Genomic DNA, 17,162 nt, shown 5'->3' on the forward strand with positions numbered 1-17,162 from the left:
CGCAGCTTGCGGCTGAAGTGCTATGAATCTGGAAAACATTTCTTGTCAGAAGAGTTTCGGTGGCTGGCACAAGCGCTATCGCCATCGCTCCGAAGTGCTTGATTGCGACATGGTCTTCGCCGTGTACCTGCCGCCGCAAGCGGAGCAGGGCGGCAAGCTGCCGGTGCTGTACTGGTTGTCCGGGCTGACCTGCACCGATGAGAATTTCATGCAAAAGGCCGGTGCGATGCGCATGGCCGCCGAGCTTGGTTTGATTATCGTCGCGCCGGATACCAGCCCACGTGGCCCGGATGTCCCGGACGATGCCGAAAAAGCTTGGGATTTCGGTCTCGGCGCCGGGTTTTATCTGAACGCCACGCAGGAACCGTGGGCGCGGCACTATCAGATGCATGACTATGTCGTGCAGGAATTGCCTGCTCTGGTCGAAGCGCATTTCCCCGCTTCAGACAAGCGCAGCATCAGCGGCCACTCGATGGGCGGCCACGGTGCTTTGGTCTGTGCCTTGCGCAATCCTGGGCGGTATAAATCGGTTTCGGCCTTTTCGCCGATCACCCATCCGATCGATTGCCCGTGGGGTCAGAAGGCCTTTTCCAACTATTTGGGCGAAGACCGTTCGAAGTGGAAGGAGTGGGACGCCTGTGTGCTGATCGCCGATGCGACGGAGAAATTGCCGTTGCTGGTCGATCAAGGTGATCGTGACGATTTCCTCGCCACCCAGCTGAAACCCGAAGCTCTGCAATACGCGGCAAAACAAGCGGGGCATCCGCTGGAGCTGCGCCTGCAACCGGGCTACGACCACAGCTATTTCTTCATCTCAAGCTTCATTGACGACCACTTGCAGCATCACGCACGCGCTCTGCGCGGTTAATGCAGGTAGAATCACGCCCTGACAAAAATCGGGGCGTTTTTTTTATGCGTATTGGCCACGGCTACGATGTGCACCGTTTCGCTGAAGGCGATTTCATTACTCTGGGCGGCGTGCGGATTGCACACAGCTTCGGGCTGCTCGCTCATTCCGACGGTGACGTCCTGCTGCACGCCTTGAGCGATGCCTTGCTCGGCGCGGCGGCGCTGGGTGATATCGGTAAACACTTCCCGGACACCGATCCGCAATTCAAGGGCGCCGACAGCCGTGTGCTGTTGCGTCATGTGGTCAGTCTGATCCACGCCAAGGGCTGGAAGGTCGGCAACGTCGACAACACCATCGTTGCCCAGGCGCCAAAAATGGCGCCGCATATCGAATCGATGCGCGCGCTGATCGCGGCGGATCTTCAAGTTGAGTTGGATCAAGTGAACGTCAAAGCTACCACCACCGAAAAGCTTGGCTTTGTCGGTCGCGAAGAAGGTATCGCCGTGCACTCCGTTGCCTTGTTGCTGCGCGCATGAATGAACTGCAATTGCTCGGCCCACGGGCCTATGGCGAACCCCTCGGCACAGCGGTACTGAAAGCCATCGCCGAAGATTTTCAGGTCGATGAAGTGCTGGATATCCCGTTCAGCGGTGACGGCGAACATTTGTGGATCTGGGTGGAAAAGCGCGGCCTCAATACCGAAGAAGCGGCGCGGCGGATCGCCAAAGCGGCGGGCGTGCCGTTGCGTACCGTCAGCTATGCCGGCCTCAAGGACCGTCAGGCCTTGACCCGACAGTGGTTCAGCGTGCAACTGCCGGGCAAGGCCGATCCGGATCTGTCGGCAGCGGAGAACGACACGCTGAAGATCCTCAAGACCACGCGCCACAAGCGCAAGCTGCAACGCGGTGCGCATTCGGCCAACGGTTTCACGTTGCGCCTGACGCAATTCAATGGCGACAAAGACGCGCTTGAACAGCGCCTGCAACTGATCGCCAAACAAGGCATTCCCAATTATTTCGGCGCCCAGCGCTTCGGCCATGACGGCGGCAACGTTATCGATGCGCGGGCGTGGGCGGCGCGCAAGGCTTTGCCGGAACAGCGCAATGTGCGTTCGCGGTTGCTGTCGACGGCGCGCAGCTTTCTGTTCAACCAGGTGCTGGCGGCGCGCGTCGCCGATGGCACCTGGAACACCGCGCTGGTTGGCGATCTGCTGGCCTTCACCGACAGCCGCAGTTTTTTCCCGGCCGGTGAAGCCGAATGCAGCGACCCGCGTCTGGCAATTCTCGACCTGCACCCGACCGGTCCGCAGTGGGGCGAAGGTGACTCGCCCGCGGCTGGCGCAGTCCATGAACTGGAGCAGGCGATCGCCGCCCGCGAAGCGGATCTGCGCGACTGGTTGATCCACGCCGGCATGAGCCATGAACGTCGCATCCTGCGGCTGCCCATTGGCGGGTTGACGTGGCATTATCCCCAACCTGACATTCTGCAACTGGAATTCGTCCTCCCGGCCGGATGCTTTGCCACCGTATTGGTGCGCGAGCTCGTTGATCTGGTGCCGGTGGGGCAGACGGACAGCCCATGCGTATTCTGATTTCTAACGACGATGGGGTAACTGCACCCGGTCTCGCCGCGCTTTATGCTGCGCTGGCGGATTACACCGAATGCGTGGTTATCGCCCCGGAGCAGGACAAAAGCGGCGCCAGCAGTTCGCTGACGCTCGACCGTCCGCTGCACCCGCAATACCTGGCCAACGGCTTTATCAGCCTCAACGGCACACCGACCGATTGCATTCACCTGGGCCTCAACGGCTTGCTTGAGCGCGAGGCGGACATGGTGGTTTCCGGCATCAACCTCGGCGCCAATCTTGGTGACGACGTGCTGTATTCCGGAACCGTAGCGGCAGCCCTTGAAGGACGATTTCTCGAGCGCCCATCGTTTGCCTTCTCACTGGTCTCGCGCCAAGTGGATAACCTGCCGACTGCGGCCTACTTTGCGCGCAAACTGGTCGAGGCCCACGCCGGGCTCGATCTGCCGCCGCGCACGGTACTCAACGTGAACATTCCCAATTTGCCCATCGACCACATTCGCGGCATTCAATTGACCCGCCTCGGCCATCGCGCTCGCGCGGCGGCACCGATGAAAGTGGTCGATCCGCGCGGCAAGGCCGGTTACTGGATCGCCGCTGCCGGCGACGCTGAAGACGGCGGCCCGGGCACCGATTTTCATGCCGTGATGCAGGGTTATGTGTCCATCACACCGTTGCAGCTCGATCGCACCTTCAATGATGCCTTCAGAAGTCTTGATGGCTGGCTGGGGGGGCTGAGCTGATGCGTGAACATGACGACCGCCTGCGCAGCGGCATTGGCATGACGTCCCAGCGTACGCGCGAGCGACTGATCCAGCGTCTGTATGAAGAAGGCGTGTCGAACGCCAAAGTCCTGGAAGTGATCCGCCGCACACCGCGTCACCTGTTTGTCGACGAGGCGCTGGCGCATCGCGCTTATGAAGACACCGCGCTGCCGATCGGCAACAACCAGACCATCTCCCAGCCTTACATGGTGGCGCGCATGAGCGAGCTGCTGCTGGAGGCCGGCCCGCTGGATAAAGTGTTGGAGATCGGCACCGGTTCCGGCTACCAGACGGCGGTGTTGTCGCAACTGGTTGAACGGGTGTTTTCGGTCGAGCGCATCAAGGTGTTGCAGGACCGCGCCAAGGAGCGTCTGGTCGAGCTGAACCTGCGCAACGTGGTGTTTCGCTGGGGCGATGGCTGGGAAGGCTGGCCGGCGCTGGCGCCCTACAACGGCATCATCGTCACCGCCGTTGCCACCGATGTACCGCAGGCTTTGCTCGATCAACTGGCCCCTGGTGGGCGCATGGTGATTCCGGTCGGCTCCGGTGAAGTGCAACAACTGATGCTGATCGTGCGCGAAGAACATGGCTTTTCCCGACACGTTCTGGGCGCTGTGCGTTTTGTGCCTTTGCTCAATGGGCCACTGGCCTGAGCATTTGCAAACAGTCGCTGAATTCCTTTCAACGGCGCCGGTCTTACAGCGGCAGCCACGGTTTAAACGCAGCGTACTTGTCACTTGCAAACGTGTGCGCCCAGCGATTTCGCTTCATTAAAGGTAAAGCCGTTTCGGCCCGTTATACTTGCGATACTTCATGCCGCAACGCGGCATTCAGAATTTTCAGCCACCACAAAGGGAGCGGCGGGTGAGTCTCACAGTCATTGCGCAGCGTATGGGTAACACGAGCTTTCAGCGCCTGGTGACTGGCCTTGTCTTGAGCACCTTGCTGGTCGGTTGCTCCAGCACCAAATCGAGCAACGTACGGGTTGTCGATCGCAATAATTCGGTCGCACAACGTCCGACCGTTACTACCGGGCAATATGTAGTCCGCCCCGGCGATACCCTGTTTTCGATCGCCTTTCGTTACGGCTGGGACTACAAAACCCTCGCCGCCCGGAACAATATTCCTACGCCGTATACGATCCATCCGGGTCAGACAATTCGCTTCGACGGGCGCAGCGGTTCAACGCCGACAGCGGTGGTGAGCAACTCCAGTTCTTCACCTTCTTCGTCGAGTAAAACCACGGTAATCCGGCGCCAGGCGAATGGCACCACAACCACTACAACCACCGGTTCCAAAGGGGTTGTACCGTCCGTCGCGAGCAAACCTGCACCCGCTCCACTGCCTCCGGCAGGCCCGGCCCCGACCGGCTGGGGATGGCCATCTAATGGCGTTCTGATTGGAAAATTCTCTTCAAACGGTAGTTTGAATAAAGGAATTGATATCGCCGGAGATTTGGGACAGCCTGTTTTAGCTGCGTCTGATGGGACGGTCGTATACGCCGGGAGTGGCTTAAGGGGCTACGGCGAATTGGTCATCATCAAACACAGCGAAACCTACGTCAGTGCTTACGGTCACAACCGCAGGCTGTTGGTTCGGGAGGGGCAGCAGGTCAAGGTCGGACAGACAATTGCCGAAATGGGGTCAACGGGTACAGACCGGGTGAAACTGCATTTTGAGATTCGCCGCCAAGGTAAACCTGTAGATCCGCTGCAGTTCCTGCCAAGACGTTGATTTGTAGGCCAGCCTGTTCCGTCGCGTAGAGGGGACAGGCTCCAGCGTTGCCAAGGATAAAGGCGTCGCTTGAGCTTGGGGTCGAACTCACCAAAGGACTATAACAATGGCTCTCAGTAAAGAAGTGCCGGAGTTTGACATCGACGATGAGGTTCTCCTTATGGAGACCGGCATCGATTCGGATTCGATGTTGAATGATGAAGGGGCTGCTCCACCTTCCGTTCGTTCCAAATCCAGACACTCCGCCACACTCAAACAACATAAATACATCGACTACACTCGGGCACTTGATGCCACGCAGCTGTATCTCAACGAAATCGGCTTTTCCCCTCTGCTCTCCCCGGAAGAAGAAGTTCATTTTGCGCGCTTGTCGCAAAGTGGCGATCCGGCCGGGCGCAAGCGCATGATCGAAAGTAACCTGCGGCTGGTCGTCAAGATCGCCCGGCGTTACGTCAATCGGGGGCTGTCGCTGCTGGATCTGATCGAAGAGGGCAACCTCGGCCTGATCCGCGCGGTGGAAAAGTTCGATCCCGAGCGCGGCTTCCGCTTCTCGACCTACGCCACTTGGTGGATCCGTCAGACCATCGAACGCGCGATCATGAATCAGACGCGGACCATCCGGTTGCCGATTCATGTGGTCAAGGAGCTCAACGTATACCTGCGGGCTGCACGTGAGCTGACGCAAAAACTCGATCACGAACCTTCACCCGAAGAAATCGCCAACCTGCTGGAAAAACCGGTGGGCGAGGTCAAGCGCATGCTCGGCCTCAACGAAAGGGTTTCTTCGGTCGACGTCTCGCTGGGTCCGGATTCGGATAAAACCCTGCTGGACACACTCACTGATGATCGTCCGACCGATCCGTGCGAACTGCTGCAGGACGATGACCTGTCGCAGAGCATCGATCAATGGCTGTCGGAGCTGACCGACAAGCAGCGCGAGGTGGTGATTCGCCGCTTCGGACTGCGCGGTCACGAAAGCAGCACGCTGGAAGATGTCGGCCTGGAGATCGGTCTGACCCGCGAGCGGGTACGGCAGATCCAGGTGGAAGGCCTCAAGCGCCTTCGCGAGATTCTTGAGAAGAACGGCCTGTCGAGCGAGTCGCTGTTCCAATAAGCGCCTGATCGTCCGCCCGCAAAAAGCCCCGGCTGATTCAATCAGTCGGGGCTTTTTGTTTATGCCTGTCTCGTGCATCGCGTTGTCGAGCGATGTGCCAGACGAGCGGTCAGCATTTTCTGAGTTTGTAGTCTCGCGCTGTAAGCCTTTGCTTACTGTGTCGTAAGTGTTCGTTATTTTTACACTTCGGCAGAAGGCGATTGCGATCAATGCTAAACAGTAACTTGCTGATTTATCTAAATATTTTTCTATTGTTATGTCTTTATGTCAGCGCAGACCTGCGCCTGAGCCTGATTGCTCCGCTGCGGAAACTCTCTAATATCAGGGCTGTGTCGACGGACAGACACGCCCTTCACGGAAGAGGGGAACGGACATCGCAGGAGGCGATTCATCAGGACGATGAAAAGGACTACAGGGAATAGGGAAAAAATGTGGGCGGGTCATACCGCCCCTTTTTTCGTCTGCAGAAAAGTAAAACCTGCAAAAGCAAAAAGGCCCACAAGGGGCCTTTCAGTCGAGCGCGGGGTAGATCAGCGTTCGAGTTGTTCGATCTTGTTTGGCTTGCCATCCCAATCAGCAGAATCCGGAAGCGGATCCTTGCGCTCGGTGATGTTCGGCCAGATATCCGCCAGCTCGGCATTGAGCTCGATGAAGTTTTCCATGCCGCTTGGGATCTCGTCTTCCGAGAAGATCGCCACAGCCGGGCATTCTGGTTCACACAGCGCGCAGTCGATGCACTCGTCCGGGTGAATCACCAGGAAGTTCGGGCCTTCGTAAAAGCAGTCCACCGGACAGACTTCTACGCAGTCGGTGTACTTGCACTTGATGCAGTTGTCGGTGACGACGAAGGTCATTTCTAATTTTCTCCTCAGGCGGCGGCAGCGTTGCCCCTTCACGGTTGGGGTCGCCAGGTTCGGGAGCGATACCTGCTGACCAGGCTATGAGCCAGCAGCATCCCGAACCGCGCGAGATTCTAACAGCTTGAAGCGATTTGCGTTATATCCGCTTCTTCAGTGCTTATATCCGGTTCTTCAGTGCATAGAGCATTTCCAGCGCACGACGCGGAGTCATGTCGTCGAGGTCCACTTTCGCCAATTCGTCCAGCACTGGATGCGGCAGCGAGGCGAACATATCGCTTTGCTGCGGTGTCGACGGCTTGCCCTTGGCCGCCGGTTTCGGCGCCTCGTGGGGCAGGGCAGTGTCTTCCAGGCGACTCAGATGCTCGCGCGCGCGCAAGATCACTTCGCTCGGCACACCCGCCAGTTGTGCGACTGCCAAGCCATAGCTCTGACTGGCAGGCCCAGGCAGAACGTGGTGAAGGAACACGATGCGTTCATTGTGCTCGGTGGCATTGAGATGCACGTTAGCGACAAGAGGTTCGGCTTCCGGCAGCACGGTCAGTTCAAAATAGTGCGTAGCAAACAGGGTGTAGGCGCGCAAATGGGCCAGGCGCTCGGCCGCCGCCCATGCCAGCGACAGACCGTCAAAGGTGCTGGTACCGCGCCCGACTTCGTCCATCAGCACCAGACTGCGCTCGGTCGCGTTATGCAGGATGTTGGCGGTTTCGCTCATCTCGACCATGAAGGTCGAGCGACCGCCGGCCAGATCATCGCTCGAACCGATACGGGTGAAGATGCGGTCGACCAGCGACAACTCGCAACTGGCGGCCGGCACGAAGCTACCGATATGCGCCAGCAACACGATCAAAGCGGTCTGGCGCATGTAGGTGGATTTACCGCCCATGTTCGGGCCGGTGATCACCAGCATGCGCGTGTTGTCATCCAGGCTCAGGTCGTTGGCCACGAACGGCGTGGTCAGCACTTGCTCGACCACTGGGTGACGACCCTGGGTGATGCGCATGCACGGCTCGCTGACGAAACGCGGGCAGTTCAGGTCAAGATTCAGCGCACGTTCGGCGAGGTTGCTCAGCACATCCAGCTCGGCCAAGGCGCCGGCGGTGTCCTGCAACGGCGGCAACTGGCTGATCAAGTCTTCGAGCAGCGCTTCATAAAGCATTTTTTCCCGAGCCAGCGCGCGGCTCTTGGCCGAGAGCGCCTTGTCTTCGAATTCTTTCAGCTCGGGCGTGATGAAACGCTCGGCGCCTTTGAGCGTCTGCCGGCGGATGTAGTCAGCGGGCGCCGATTCAGCCTGCTTGCTCGGCAGTTCGATGAAGTAGCCGTGGATACGGTTGTAGCCAACTTTGAGGTTGGCCAGACCAGTACGGGCCTTCTCCCGAGCTTCGAGATCGATGAGGAACTGGCCGGCGTTTTCGCTCAGCGATTGCAGTTCATCGAGTTCGCTGTCGTAACCGGTTTTCAGCACGCCGCCGTCACGGATCACCGCAGGCGGATTGTCGATAATGGCTTTGGCCAGCAGCGCCGCCAGTTCCGGATAGGTGCTGGTGGTGGCCGCCAGATGCTGCAGGTGCGGCGCTTCCAGATCGGTCATCGCCACTTGCAGTTCGGGCAGTGCGCCGAGAGCGTCACGCAGACGCGCAAGGTCACGTGGTCGCGCGTTGCGCAGACCGATTCGCGCGAGGATCCGCTCGATGTCGCCGATTTCCTTGAGCTGCGGTTGCAGCTTTTCAAAACGGTAGCCGTCGAGCAGGCAGCGGATCGAGGTCTGACGCGCCAGCAACACGGTGAGATCGCGCAACGGTCGGTTCAACCAGCGAGTCAGCAAGCGACTGCCCATGGCGGTCTGGCAGCGATCGACCACCGATTGCAGGGTGTTGTCGCGGCCACCGGCCAGGTTGGTGTCGAGTTCCAGATTGCGCCGGCTGGCGCCGTCGAGCACCACGGTGTCATCGAGACGTTCGTGACGCAGGCTGCGCAAGTGGGGCAGGGCGGTGCGCTGGGTCTCCTTGGCGTAGGCCAGCAGGCAGCCGGCAGCGCCGATGGCCAGGGTCAGGTTTTCGCAGCCGAAGCCTTTCAGGTCTTGGGTGGAAAACTGCTGGCAGAGACTTTTCAACGCCGAGTCACGCTCAAAGTCCCACGGCGCACGACGACGTACGCCACGGCGTTTCTCCGCCGGCAGGTCTTTTGGCCAGTCATCTGGAATCAACAGTTCCACCGGGTTGACCCGCTCCAGTTCCGCCAGCAGGTTTTCCCAGCCTTTGATCTCTAGCACGGTGAAGTTGCCGCTGGTGATGTCCAGCACGGCCAGACCGAACAGGCGCTCATCGCCCAACACAGCTGCGATCAGGTTATCGCGGCGTTCATCGAGTAACGCTTCGTCGCTGACCGTTCCCGGCGTGATGATCCGTACGACTTGACGCTCCACCGGGCCTTTGCTGGTGGCCGGGTCGCCGACCTGCTCGCAAATCACCACCGACTCGCCGAGCTTGACCAGTTTCGCCAGGTACCCTTCCGCCGCGTGGTAAGGAATCCCACACATCGGAATCGCCTGACCCGCCGACTGCCCGCGCGCGGTCAGGGTGATGTCGAGCAACTTGGCGGCTTTCTTCGCATCTTCGTAGAAGATCTCGTAGAAATCGCCCATGCGATAGAACATCAGCTGGTCCGGGTGCTGGTTCTTCAGGCGCCAGTATTGCTGCATCATCGGAGTGTGGGAGGACAGGTCGGAGACGGCTTTATTCATCGGATTGTCGGGAAACTCGTTAAAAGATGTAGGGCAAAGCGCGGGCAGTGGCCGGGCTTTTCCGCGATGGGCGCAAGGTTACCATGGGCAGTCAGCCCGACGCAGGCACTGCGGTCGGATGAGCGTTTACTTGCAATGAAAAGTTGATCTATGCACGATTTATGCAAATCTGCATTTGTCTTTGCGAAAAACTTCAAGCACTATGCGCGTTATGCAAAAACGCAACGTTTCCTCCGTCTTAAGAGCACTGCTCGACCAGCACGGGATCTCCCCCACGGAGCTCCACCGTCGCACCGGCGTGCCTCAATCAACGCTCTCGCGGATTCTCAGCGGGAAGATTGTCGATCCTTCGGATAAACACATCTCGAAGATCGCCGAGTATTTCAACGTCAGCACCGATCAGCTGCGCGGGCGTGCGGATGTCACGCCAACGACCGGCAGCACTCGCGCTGACGTGCATGCGGAACTCAAGGACATAAGCCTGTGGGACGACGACACGCCCGTCGATGACGACGAGGTGTCGGTGCCCTTTCTACGTGAGGTTGAATTGGCTGCTGGATCAGGAAGATTCGTCATCGAAGAGAGCGAGCGCTCCAGCCTGCGCTTCGGCAAGCGCAGCCTGCGCCACAACGGCGTGCAATTCGACCAGGCCAAATGCGTGACGGTGCGCGGCAACAGCATGTTGCCGGTTCTGCGTGATGGCGCCACCGTCGGCGTCAACGCCGGCAAGTGCGGCATCGGCGACATCATTGATGGCGATCTGTATGCGATCAATCACAACGGCCAGCTGCGCGTGAAACAACTCTATCGCCTGCCCACCGGCATCCGTCTGCGCAGCTTCAATCGCGACGAGCATCCGGACGAGGACTATAGCTTCCAGGAAATCCAGGAAGAGCAGATTGTCATCCTCGGTCACGTCTTCTGGTGGGGCATGTACGCCCGCTAACTCTCGTTCATCCAACTGAAACCTGCCCCTCGGCAGGTTTTTTTTTCGCCTGCACAAATCTCCCCACCCCTTGGCCCGCTTGGGTTTCATGCATTCGCGCAAATTTAATGCATAAATAAATGCATTCACGCATTGACTGTATATGCATCCATGCATATTCTTGCCACCAAGCCGCTCGACAAAGCGGCTGGCAAGACAAGCTCTTTAGTTCCACAAGAACAGGCAGCGATGAACCGGCCTCAACGGTTCAGAGGGTTGGCAACTGACCCGGGTGTGCAGCGTAAAGCACCAGAAGCAGTTATCCGGCGGGCAGGGACCGCGGTCGGAAAAACAATCTGAATGGACTCGTACCGCGCCAGTAGCGCCGAAAAGTCAGCTTCCTTCTCGAACACAGGATTTGAAGGAAGGCGAAGGAGCGCATTACTGAAAAGCCCGGTGTGCAAGCGCCGGGCTTTTTGGAATGCCTGCCTCAAGAGAAATCGTTTGAATCCAACCCATCACTCATCAATCACCCACGGAGGCGTGACATGACAAACGAGCAACAAGCGTTGGCGGACATGCCGATCTGGCTGGTCATCCTCCTGGCCGTCGTCGGCGGGGTGTCCGGCGAGATGTGGCGCGCCGACAAGGAAGGCGCCCGCGGCTGGTCGCTGGTACGACGTCTGGCCCTGCGCTCCGGCGCCTGCATGATCTGCGGCGTGTCGGCGATCATGCTGCTGTATGCCGCAGGCATGTCGATCTGGGCCGCTGGTGCGTTTGGCTGCCTGACCGCCATGGCCGGCGCTGATGTTGCCATCGGCCTTTACGAGCGCTGGGCGGCCAAACGCATCGGCGTCTGCGAAGCGCCGCCGCGCGACCAGCCTTAACCCTGAATATTTTTCCCTGCCGCCATGTTGGCGGCAGGGCTGCGCGTGGACGATTGAAAAGGAGGTCATGTATGCCCACACCGATCCAGCAGCCGTCGCAACTGTTTACAGCCATCGCGACGACACTGCGCAACACCGCCGATCTCAACCTCAATGTCGGTACTCACGCTGATTTCACAGCGGCCGGCGCTCAGGCGTGGGTACTGATCGACTTTGCCCGAAATGCGTCCGGCGTGCGCGCCGCTGATGGGCGTATCGCTCATGTAATGACGTTGTCACTGCACGTCGTCCCTGCGCTTTCTGCGAGCGCTTTTGCAGCGTGCGACCTGATCGCTGTGCTGAAAAACCTGATCACCGACAACCGCTGGGGATTGCCCGGCGACCAATGCGATCTGCCCACGAATATCGATGGCTTGCCCTCGTTACTCATTCGCGGTGACCAGCAATACAAAGCCTGGACCCTGACCTTCGAGCAGACCCTCTACCTGGGTCCGACCTTGCTCGACGATCCGCTGGGCACGCCCAAATTTGCCCACACCTGGGAAGTCAGCAATATCGACGACCCGGACCAGTACACCGCGCTGGAGGGCTGACCGATGTTCGACACATTACTGCGCATGCAGCTCGGTCCGATCATTGAGCGTCTGGCGGAAATGGAAGCGGAAATCGAAGACTTGCACCGCCGCGCCGAGAGTTTCTGTCGCATTGGTATCTGCCAGTCAGTTGATGCGGCGAGCAATACCTGCCAGGTCAGCCATGGTGGATTGCTCACCCCGGCGATCAAGTTCTTCAACCCTAGCGCCGGTGCGCAAAGCGAATCGCGCATCCCAACGGTGGGCGAGCAGTGCCTGCTGTTCAACTATGGCAGCGGTGAAAGCGGTGCGCAGACTGTGGCGTTGTTCGGCTTGAACAGTGACCGTTTCCCCCCGGCCTCGACTGTGCCGACGCTGACCCGTCGGGTGCATCAGGACGGTAGCGAAAGCGGTTACGACGACGCCAGCCACGCCTTGCACTGGCTCAACGGACCAACGCAATTCCACGGGTCTCGCGAGTCGCTCGAACTGAGCATCGGCCCTGCACGTCTGGCCATGACGCCACAACTGATCACCCTGCAACTGGGCGCCGTCGGCCTGAGTATCGACGCCTCGGGCGTGCACTTCAGCGGCCCCTTGGTCGATCACCAGGGCCGCGTCATCAGCCCCTGATTCAAGAGCCTCCCATGATCGGAATCGATAGAGAAAGCGGGGCCACGGTCGACGACTGGCTGCAATTCGTGCAGCGCGCGACCCGAGCCCTGACCACACCGCTGGGCACCCGGCAGAAACGACCTTTGTACGGTTCGCTGATTCCCACTCTCCTCGGGCAGAACCTCGGTGACGACATTCTGCTTCTGGCACAGAGCCACGCCGCGCAAGCGTTCTACAACTCGCAAAACGGCATCGACGATTTTCAGCCGCAAGTAATTGTCGCCAGTCGTCACGGCGATGGCCTGCTGCTGCGCTTCGCCGGCACTTGGAAAAACCGCCAACAAACCTTCGAGGTGCTGACATGAGCATGCTGATACCTGGCCAGAATCAGCTGGCCGAACCCGTGCTGATCACGGTCGAAGCGTTCGAAGACTTGCTCGCCGAGTTCAAGACTTTCGTCATCGAATACGTGGGGGCTCGCTCGCCGGCCAGCGCCGTGAAACTCAAGGCGAGTCTGGAAAACGAAAGCGAATTGCTGACCCTGGCGCTGGAAGCGTTCTGCGTGCGTCTGCAAACCCATGAGCGTAAATACAATGCACGCATCAAGCAGATGCTGGCGTGGTGGGCGACCGGCAGCAATCTCGATGCGCGGCTGGCGGACATGGGCTTGGAGCGGCAATTGCTCGATCCCGGCGACCCGGCGGCATTCCCGCCGGTACCGGCGATTTATGAAAGTGATGACGACGCTCGGCTGCGTTATTACCTCGCGCCCCATGCACCGGCGGCGGGTTCGCGGATGCAGTATCGCCGTGAGGTATTCACCCTCGGCGAGCGGCCCACGGTGCAGGTTGAGTCCACTGATTCCGGCGTAGTGAATGTCACTTACACCTTCAACCCGGACGGCCTCGCCGCACAGGTCAAGGATGGCAACGGGCGGCGCACCGCGCCGGGGGAAGTGCAGGTCACCGTGCTTTCCCGAGAAGGCGATGGCACGCCTTCCGAAGTATTGCTTGAAGGCGTCCGTCAGCATTTCGCCCGCCCCGACGTGCGCCCGGAAACCGACCTCGTCACCGTCAAGGCTGCCGAGATCCAGCGCTACAAGATCCGCGTCGTCGCGAAGATCAATTCCGGTCCCGATTCGGGCCTGACCAAGGTCGCGGCGCAAGCACAATTGCAGGCGTATGCCGACAGTTGTCATCGCCTCGAAGGTCGGGTCGATCCGAGCTGGATCGACTACACGTTGCACAGCGCCGGCGCCGTGCAACTGCAGATTCTCGAACCGCTGACGCCGATCGTGACCACCGCGTTTCAGGCGCCGTATTGCACAGCGGTCGAAGTCGAGGTGCTGACGCTATGAGTGAACAAACTCAGCGGCCGACCTTGCTGCCGGCCAACAGCTCGGCCCTTGAGCGCGGACTGGATCTGGGCTTCGGCGCCTTGCTCGATCGCATCGCACCGCCGTTCCCGGAACTGATGAATCCCAGCGAAACGCCAGTCGCCTTCCTGCCTTATCTGGCTGCCGATCGTGGCGTCGCCGAATGGAGCACTGATGCGCCGGTGGCGGAGAAGCGCCTCACCGTCGAACTCGCCTGGCCGACCGCGCGCCAGGCCGGCACTCGCAAGGCGCTGGAAAACGCCGCCAAGGGTTTGCAATTAAGACCCGAGATCCGCGCCTGGTACGAACAAACACCGTCCGGCGCGCCGTACAGCTTTTCCGTGCGTGCCTTCAGCGACCAACCCTATAGCGAAGCCATCGACGCCCGTCTCGACCGACGCCTGGCCGATGCCAAAAGCGAGCGGGACATTCTTTCAGTTTCGGTCGGGCTGAGTGCGTTCGGCAATCACGTCATCGGCGCCGCGACGTTCTGCGGTGAGCTGACCACGGTTTATCCAGTGTTCATCGAAGGCCTTGAAACCTCTGGCGAGGCGTTCCTGGCCGCTGCGTTGTACACCGTCGAAACATCCACTATTTATCCTCAGGGGGCCTGAATGGCTGACTATTACACCCTGCTCACCAACGCAGGGATTGCCTACGAAACGGCGTGCAAGGCCGCGGGCGTGCCGATCAAGTTGACGCATTTTTCTGTCGGCGACGGCAATGACAAGGTCTACAACCCATCGGCCACCGCAACCGCGCTGGCCCGTGAAGTCTGGCGCGGACCGATCAACGCACTGTTCCAGGATGAGAAGAATCCGAGCTGGCTGCTCGCCGAAGTGACCATTCCGCCGGATGTTGGCGGCTGGTATGTGCGGGAAGCGGGGCTATGGACTGACACTGGCGTTCTCTATGCCATCGTCAAATACCCGGAGTCGTTCAAACCGGTTCTCGCCACCTCGGGTTCGGGTAAAGAGTTCTACATTCGCTCGATTTTCGAAACCAGCAATGCGTCGCTGGTGACCTTGTTGATTGATGACACGGTGGTCAAAGCGACGCGTGCCTGGGTCATGAGTTATCTGGCTGAAGAACTCGGCAAACTTGATGGCAAGCAGTCGGTGCGCGTTGCGGCGACTGGCAATGTCGTGATGAACAGCGCACAGCAGATTGATGGTGTTGCCGTGGTTGCCGGCGATCGCGTGCTGTTGCCGAGCCAGACGCTGGCCAAGGACAACGGCCTGTGGATCGTTGCCAATGGCGACTGGGTGCGGGCCACTGATGCCAACACCAGCGCCAAGGTCACCCCGGGCCTGACGGTCATGGTGGAGGAGGGCGTAGCGAATGGAGATTCGCTGTGGCACCTGACCACCAACGCACCGATCACCCTCGGCACGACCGCGCTGACATTCAAGATGCTCGCAGGGCGCACCGGGATTGCTGCTGGGACTTACAAGAGTCTGACTGTTGATGAATATGGTCGGGTGATAGCAGGTGCGAATCCGCAGACGTTGGCTGGATTTGGCATCACTGACGCCCTCGGGATCAATGGAACAGCGGTTGCCGCTCGCAAGCTTGAAACGGCGCGCAGTATTGCCATTTCCGGCGCGGCTAGCGGTAGCACTTCGTTTGACGGCTCGACAAACGCCAACATTTCACTAGCGCTGGCCGACTCGGGCGTTTCTGCCGGTACTTACACAAAAATTGCCGTCAATGCCAAAGGATTGGCTACCAGCGGCGGGAACCTGATCGCATCGGATGTCCCCGCTCTGGACTGGAGCAAGATCACTTCAGGCAAACCCAATTCGTTGTCGGGATACGGAATCACCGACAGCTACACGCAGGCCCAGACCAACAGCGTAGTCAGCACCGCTTTTGCGAACTTTTCTGCGACGACTCTGAGGGTGCCCGCGCTCGTCAATGGTTTTGCCGACGGCAATGCAACTCGATACTGGAAAGCCAACGGCAATGTCTACGTAAGCATCGACGCTACACGTTGGGTCAGTAACGGTATCGATCCATTGGTCATGTTTACCCTTCCGCCTGGATTTCGGCCTATCACCAGAATGTGTGGAACGGGAGACTGGGCGACCAACAGTCCCCTTGCATTTGGGTGGCTGTCGTGGCGAGCGGAAGTCACAGGCGAGGTCGTTCTGGATTATGCGATGGGCTCCACTGCAGGCGCGGGTGGCTTCGCCTGTCAATTCAGTTTCTGCGTTCAAGCGGTTTAAGGAGGCAATATGATTTTTGTGATCGATCAGGATGGCAAGTTTCTGTATGCCGCCGACGCTCCGGAGGGGGCGATGAACTGGACTCGCGCGCAATTGCCTCAACCGTGCTGGAATCCCCGCTTCAAAGGGACGCGTATTCCCGATACCGGCGAATGGAATGGCCAATGGGAGCATGACGGCGAGCCCATGCCCACCCTCGCGGACTTGTGCGCAAGGATTGATGAGTACGCTGATCAAGCGCGGCAGGCTGTTTCAGGCGATCCATTGCGCGCAGTTGAATACGAGCGAGCTGCTGCCGAGGCGCTAGCCTTCAAAAATAATGGCTATCCGGCCGACGCGGTGCCGCGCAGCGTTGCTGCCTGGGCAATCATGGGGCGCACGGCTCAGGACGCTGCCGATGACATCCTGACCGAAGCCGCCCAATACGCAGAACGGCTTTACCTTATCCGAGAGCGGCGCCTGGAGGCGAAAGAGTCGATCAGGCACAAGCTTGCAGCGGGTGCAGCCGATGAGGCCAGGCAGATCGCTGACGAGGTGATCTCAAATATTCAGTCGGCCGTTGGCAGCCCGCGTTTTTCAGCAGATCACCGAGTTGACCCCATCCAGGCTGTTACCGCGATTCAATGAGCGTCCCGAGTCAGGGCAACGTTTTCCCGACACCAGCTGTTCAACACCCGCCAAAGCCCCTCCCTCAGAGGGGCTTTCCCGTTTATGGAGAAACGAAAAATGGCAACCCGCCAAACCTACACCGTGCTCGTTCCATTCCCCACCGGCGGTGGGCACTGGTCGAGCGTTGGTCAAGAACTCGATCTGCTCGATGTCGAGGCCAGTGCCTTGCATTTTGCCGGTCGACTTGAGCCGAAAACCCCTATCACCCAGGCCAAAAAGGCCGCTGCCAAGAAGGCTGACTGAA

General features: G+C 59.4%; 19 protein-coding genes. 17 read left to right on the forward strand and 2 right to left on the reverse strand.

Annotated elements, in window-relative coordinates; translation table 11 throughout:
* Positions 1-22: 22 nt before the first annotated feature.
* From fghA to rpoS, 7 genes are all read left to right on the forward strand, one after another.
* Positions 23-868: an S-formylglutathione hydrolase gene (gene fghA, locus OC605_RS25845; protein WP_122751951.1), complete on the forward strand. Its 846-nt coding sequence runs from the start codon at positions 23-25 to the stop codon at positions 866-868.
* Between the two features lie 44 nt (positions 869-912).
* Positions 913-1,386 (forward strand): 2-C-methyl-D-erythritol 2,4-cyclodiphosphate synthase, encoded by a 474-nt coding sequence (ispF, locus tag OC605_RS25850; protein ID WP_125925197.1) that lies wholly within the window; start codon positions 913-915, stop codon positions 1,384-1,386.
* Positions 1,383-2,441 (forward strand): tRNA pseudouridine(13) synthase TruD, encoded by a 1,059-nt coding sequence (truD, locus tag OC605_RS25855; RefSeq protein ID WP_186569550.1) that lies wholly within the window; start codon positions 1,383-1,385, stop codon positions 2,439-2,441. The genes ispF and truD overlap by 4 nt, the downstream gene beginning before the upstream one ends.
* Positions 2,429-3,178 (forward strand): 5'/3'-nucleotidase SurE, encoded by a 750-nt coding sequence (surE, locus tag OC605_RS25860; RefSeq protein ID WP_024011837.1) that lies wholly within the window; start codon positions 2,429-2,431, stop codon positions 3,176-3,178. Before truD ends, surE begins: the two co-directional genes overlap by 13 nt.
* A 38-nt stretch (positions 3,179-3,216) precedes the next feature.
* Positions 3,217-3,852: a protein-L-isoaspartate(D-aspartate) O-methyltransferase gene (locus tag OC605_RS25865; protein WP_160768345.1), complete on the forward strand. Its 636-nt coding sequence runs from the start codon at positions 3,217-3,219 to the stop codon at positions 3,850-3,852.
* 211 nt (positions 3,853-4,063) lie between these two features.
* Positions 4,064-4,933, forward strand: a complete 870-nt coding sequence (locus tag OC605_RS25870) for a peptidoglycan DD-metalloendopeptidase family protein (protein WP_016771452.1) — start codon at positions 4,064-4,066, stop codon at positions 4,931-4,933.
* Positions 4,934-5,039: 106 nt separating this feature from the next.
* Complete coding sequence (gene rpoS, locus OC605_RS25875) at positions 5,040-6,047, forward strand: RNA polymerase sigma factor RpoS (protein ID WP_016771451.1); 1,008 nt, start codon at positions 5,040-5,042, stop codon at positions 6,045-6,047.
* A 530-nt stretch (positions 6,048-6,577) separates the two neighbouring features.
* Here rpoS and fdxA read toward each other — a convergent pair.
* Entirely contained in the window at positions 6,578-6,901 is a 324-nt protein-coding gene (fdxA, locus tag OC605_RS25880) for a ferredoxin FdxA (protein ID WP_016771449.1), read from the reverse strand.
* A gap of 163 nt (positions 6,902-7,064) precedes the next feature.
* Positions 7,065-9,647: a DNA mismatch repair protein MutS gene (gene mutS, locus OC605_RS25885; RefSeq protein WP_041478113.1), complete on the reverse strand. Its 2,583-nt coding sequence runs from the start codon at positions 9,645-9,647 to the stop codon at positions 7,065-7,067.
* A 202-nt stretch (positions 9,648-9,849) separates the two neighbouring features.
* Here mutS and OC605_RS25890 point away from each other — a divergent pair, with 202 nt between their 5' ends.
* The 10 genes from OC605_RS25890 to OC605_RS25935 all read left to right on the forward strand — a co-directional run bounded on the left by OC605_RS25890 (position 9,850) and on the right by OC605_RS25935 (position 17,161).
* Positions 9,850-10,593: a helix-turn-helix transcriptional regulator gene (locus OC605_RS25890; RefSeq protein ID WP_123443039.1), complete on the forward strand. Its 744-nt coding sequence runs from the start codon at positions 9,850-9,852 to the stop codon at positions 10,591-10,593.
* Positions 10,594-11,120: 527 nt separating this feature from the next.
* Complete coding sequence (locus OC605_RS25895) at positions 11,121-11,459, forward strand: phage holin family protein (protein WP_262140256.1); 339 nt, start codon at positions 11,121-11,123, stop codon at positions 11,457-11,459.
* 71 nt (positions 11,460-11,530) lie between these two features.
* Positions 11,531-12,052 (forward strand): hypothetical protein, encoded by a 522-nt coding sequence (locus OC605_RS25900; RefSeq protein WP_262140257.1) that lies wholly within the window; start codon positions 11,531-11,533, stop codon positions 12,050-12,052.
* Between the two features lie 3 nt (positions 12,053-12,055).
* Positions 12,056-12,664 carry a phage baseplate assembly protein V gene (locus OC605_RS25905; protein ID WP_262140258.1) on the forward strand — a complete coding sequence of 203 codons (609 nt, stop codon included), beginning with the start codon at positions 12,056-12,058 and terminating at the stop codon, positions 12,662-12,664.
* Between the two features lie 14 nt (positions 12,665-12,678).
* Positions 12,679-13,011 (forward strand): phage baseplate protein, encoded by a 333-nt coding sequence (locus OC605_RS25910; RefSeq protein ID WP_125925200.1) that lies wholly within the window; start codon positions 12,679-12,681, stop codon positions 13,009-13,011.
* A complete protein-coding gene (locus OC605_RS25915) occupies positions 13,008-14,003 on the forward strand; it encodes a baseplate J/gp47 family protein (protein ID WP_262140259.1) in 996 nt (331 codons plus the stop codon). Before OC605_RS25910 ends, OC605_RS25915 begins: the two co-directional genes overlap by 4 nt.
* Positions 14,000-14,635 carry a phage tail protein I gene (locus OC605_RS25920; protein ID WP_262140260.1) on the forward strand — a complete coding sequence of 212 codons (636 nt, stop codon included), beginning with the start codon at positions 14,000-14,002 and terminating at the stop codon, positions 14,633-14,635. Before OC605_RS25915 ends, OC605_RS25920 begins: the two co-directional genes overlap by 4 nt.
* Positions 14,636-16,249: a phage tail protein gene (locus tag OC605_RS25925; RefSeq protein WP_262140261.1), complete on the forward strand. Its 1,614-nt coding sequence runs from the start codon at positions 14,636-14,638 to the stop codon at positions 16,247-16,249.
* 9 nt (positions 16,250-16,258) lie between these two features.
* The gene (locus tag OC605_RS25930) at positions 16,259-16,876 is read left to right on the forward strand and encodes a hypothetical protein (protein ID WP_262140262.1); all 618 of its coding nucleotides are present in this window, start codon (positions 16,259-16,261) and stop codon (positions 16,874-16,876) included.
* A 99-nt stretch (positions 16,877-16,975) separates the two neighbouring features.
* Positions 16,976-17,161 carry a hypothetical protein gene (locus OC605_RS25935; protein WP_039762525.1) on the forward strand — a complete coding sequence of 62 codons (186 nt, stop codon included), beginning with the start codon at positions 16,976-16,978 and terminating at the stop codon, positions 17,159-17,161.
* Position 17,162 lies beyond the last annotated feature (1 nt).

It is taken from the genome of Pseudomonas sp. Marseille-Q5117, from assembly GCF_946901175.1.
GTDB classification, from domain to species: domain Bacteria; phylum Pseudomonadota; class Gammaproteobacteria; order Pseudomonadales; family Pseudomonadaceae; genus Aquipseudomonas; species Aquipseudomonas iranensis.

What these genes read in the sequence shown, in the direction of transcription:
- fghA (WP_122751951.1), top strand. Translation starts at nt 23, where the DNA reads ATGAATCTGGAAAACATTTCTTGTCAGAAGAGTTTCGGTGGCTGGCAC.
- ispF (WP_125925197.1), top strand. Translation starts at nt 913, where the DNA reads ATGCGTATTGGCCACGGCTACGATGTGCACCGTTTCGCTGAAGGCGAT.
- truD (WP_186569550.1), top strand. Translation starts at nt 1,383, where the DNA reads ATGAATGAACTGCAATTGCTCGGCCCACGGGCCTATGGCGAACCCCTC.
- surE (WP_024011837.1), top strand. Translation starts at nt 2,429, where the DNA reads ATGCGTATTCTGATTTCTAACGACGATGGGGTAACTGCACCCGGTCTC.
- OC605_RS25865 (WP_160768345.1), top strand. Translation starts at nt 3,217, where the DNA reads ATGACGTCCCAGCGTACGCGCGAGCGACTGATCCAGCGTCTGTATGAA.
- rpoS (WP_016771451.1), top strand. Translation starts at nt 5,040, where the DNA reads ATGGCTCTCAGTAAAGAAGTGCCGGAGTTTGACATCGACGATGAGGTT.
- fdxA (WP_016771449.1), bottom strand. Translation starts at nt 6,901, where the DNA reads ATGACCTTCGTCGTCACCGACAACTGCATCAAGTGCAAGTACACCGAC.
- mutS (WP_041478113.1), bottom strand. Translation starts at nt 9,647, where the DNA reads ATGAATAAAGCCGTCTCCGACCTGTCCTCCCACACTCCGATGATGCAG.
- OC605_RS25890 (WP_123443039.1), top strand. Translation starts at nt 9,850, where the DNA reads ATGCGCGTTATGCAAAAACGCAACGTTTCCTCCGTCTTAAGAGCACTG.
- OC605_RS25895 (WP_262140256.1), top strand. Translation starts at nt 11,121, where the DNA reads ATGACAAACGAGCAACAAGCGTTGGCGGACATGCCGATCTGGCTGGTC.
- OC605_RS25900 (WP_262140257.1), top strand. Translation starts at nt 11,531, where the DNA reads ATGCCCACACCGATCCAGCAGCCGTCGCAACTGTTTACAGCCATCGCG.
- OC605_RS25905 (WP_262140258.1), top strand. Translation starts at nt 12,056, where the DNA reads ATGTTCGACACATTACTGCGCATGCAGCTCGGTCCGATCATTGAGCGT.
- OC605_RS25910 (WP_125925200.1), top strand. Translation starts at nt 12,679, where the DNA reads ATGATCGGAATCGATAGAGAAAGCGGGGCCACGGTCGACGACTGGCTG.
- OC605_RS25915 (WP_262140259.1), top strand. Translation starts at nt 13,008, where the DNA reads ATGAGCATGCTGATACCTGGCCAGAATCAGCTGGCCGAACCCGTGCTG.
- OC605_RS25920 (WP_262140260.1), top strand. Translation starts at nt 14,000, where the DNA reads ATGAGTGAACAAACTCAGCGGCCGACCTTGCTGCCGGCCAACAGCTCG.
- OC605_RS25925 (WP_262140261.1), top strand. Translation starts at nt 14,636, where the DNA reads ATGGCTGACTATTACACCCTGCTCACCAACGCAGGGATTGCCTACGAA.
- OC605_RS25930 (WP_262140262.1), top strand. Translation starts at nt 16,259, where the DNA reads ATGATTTTTGTGATCGATCAGGATGGCAAGTTTCTGTATGCCGCCGAC.
- OC605_RS25935 (WP_039762525.1), top strand. Translation starts at nt 16,976, where the DNA reads ATGGCAACCCGCCAAACCTACACCGTGCTCGTTCCATTCCCCACCGGC.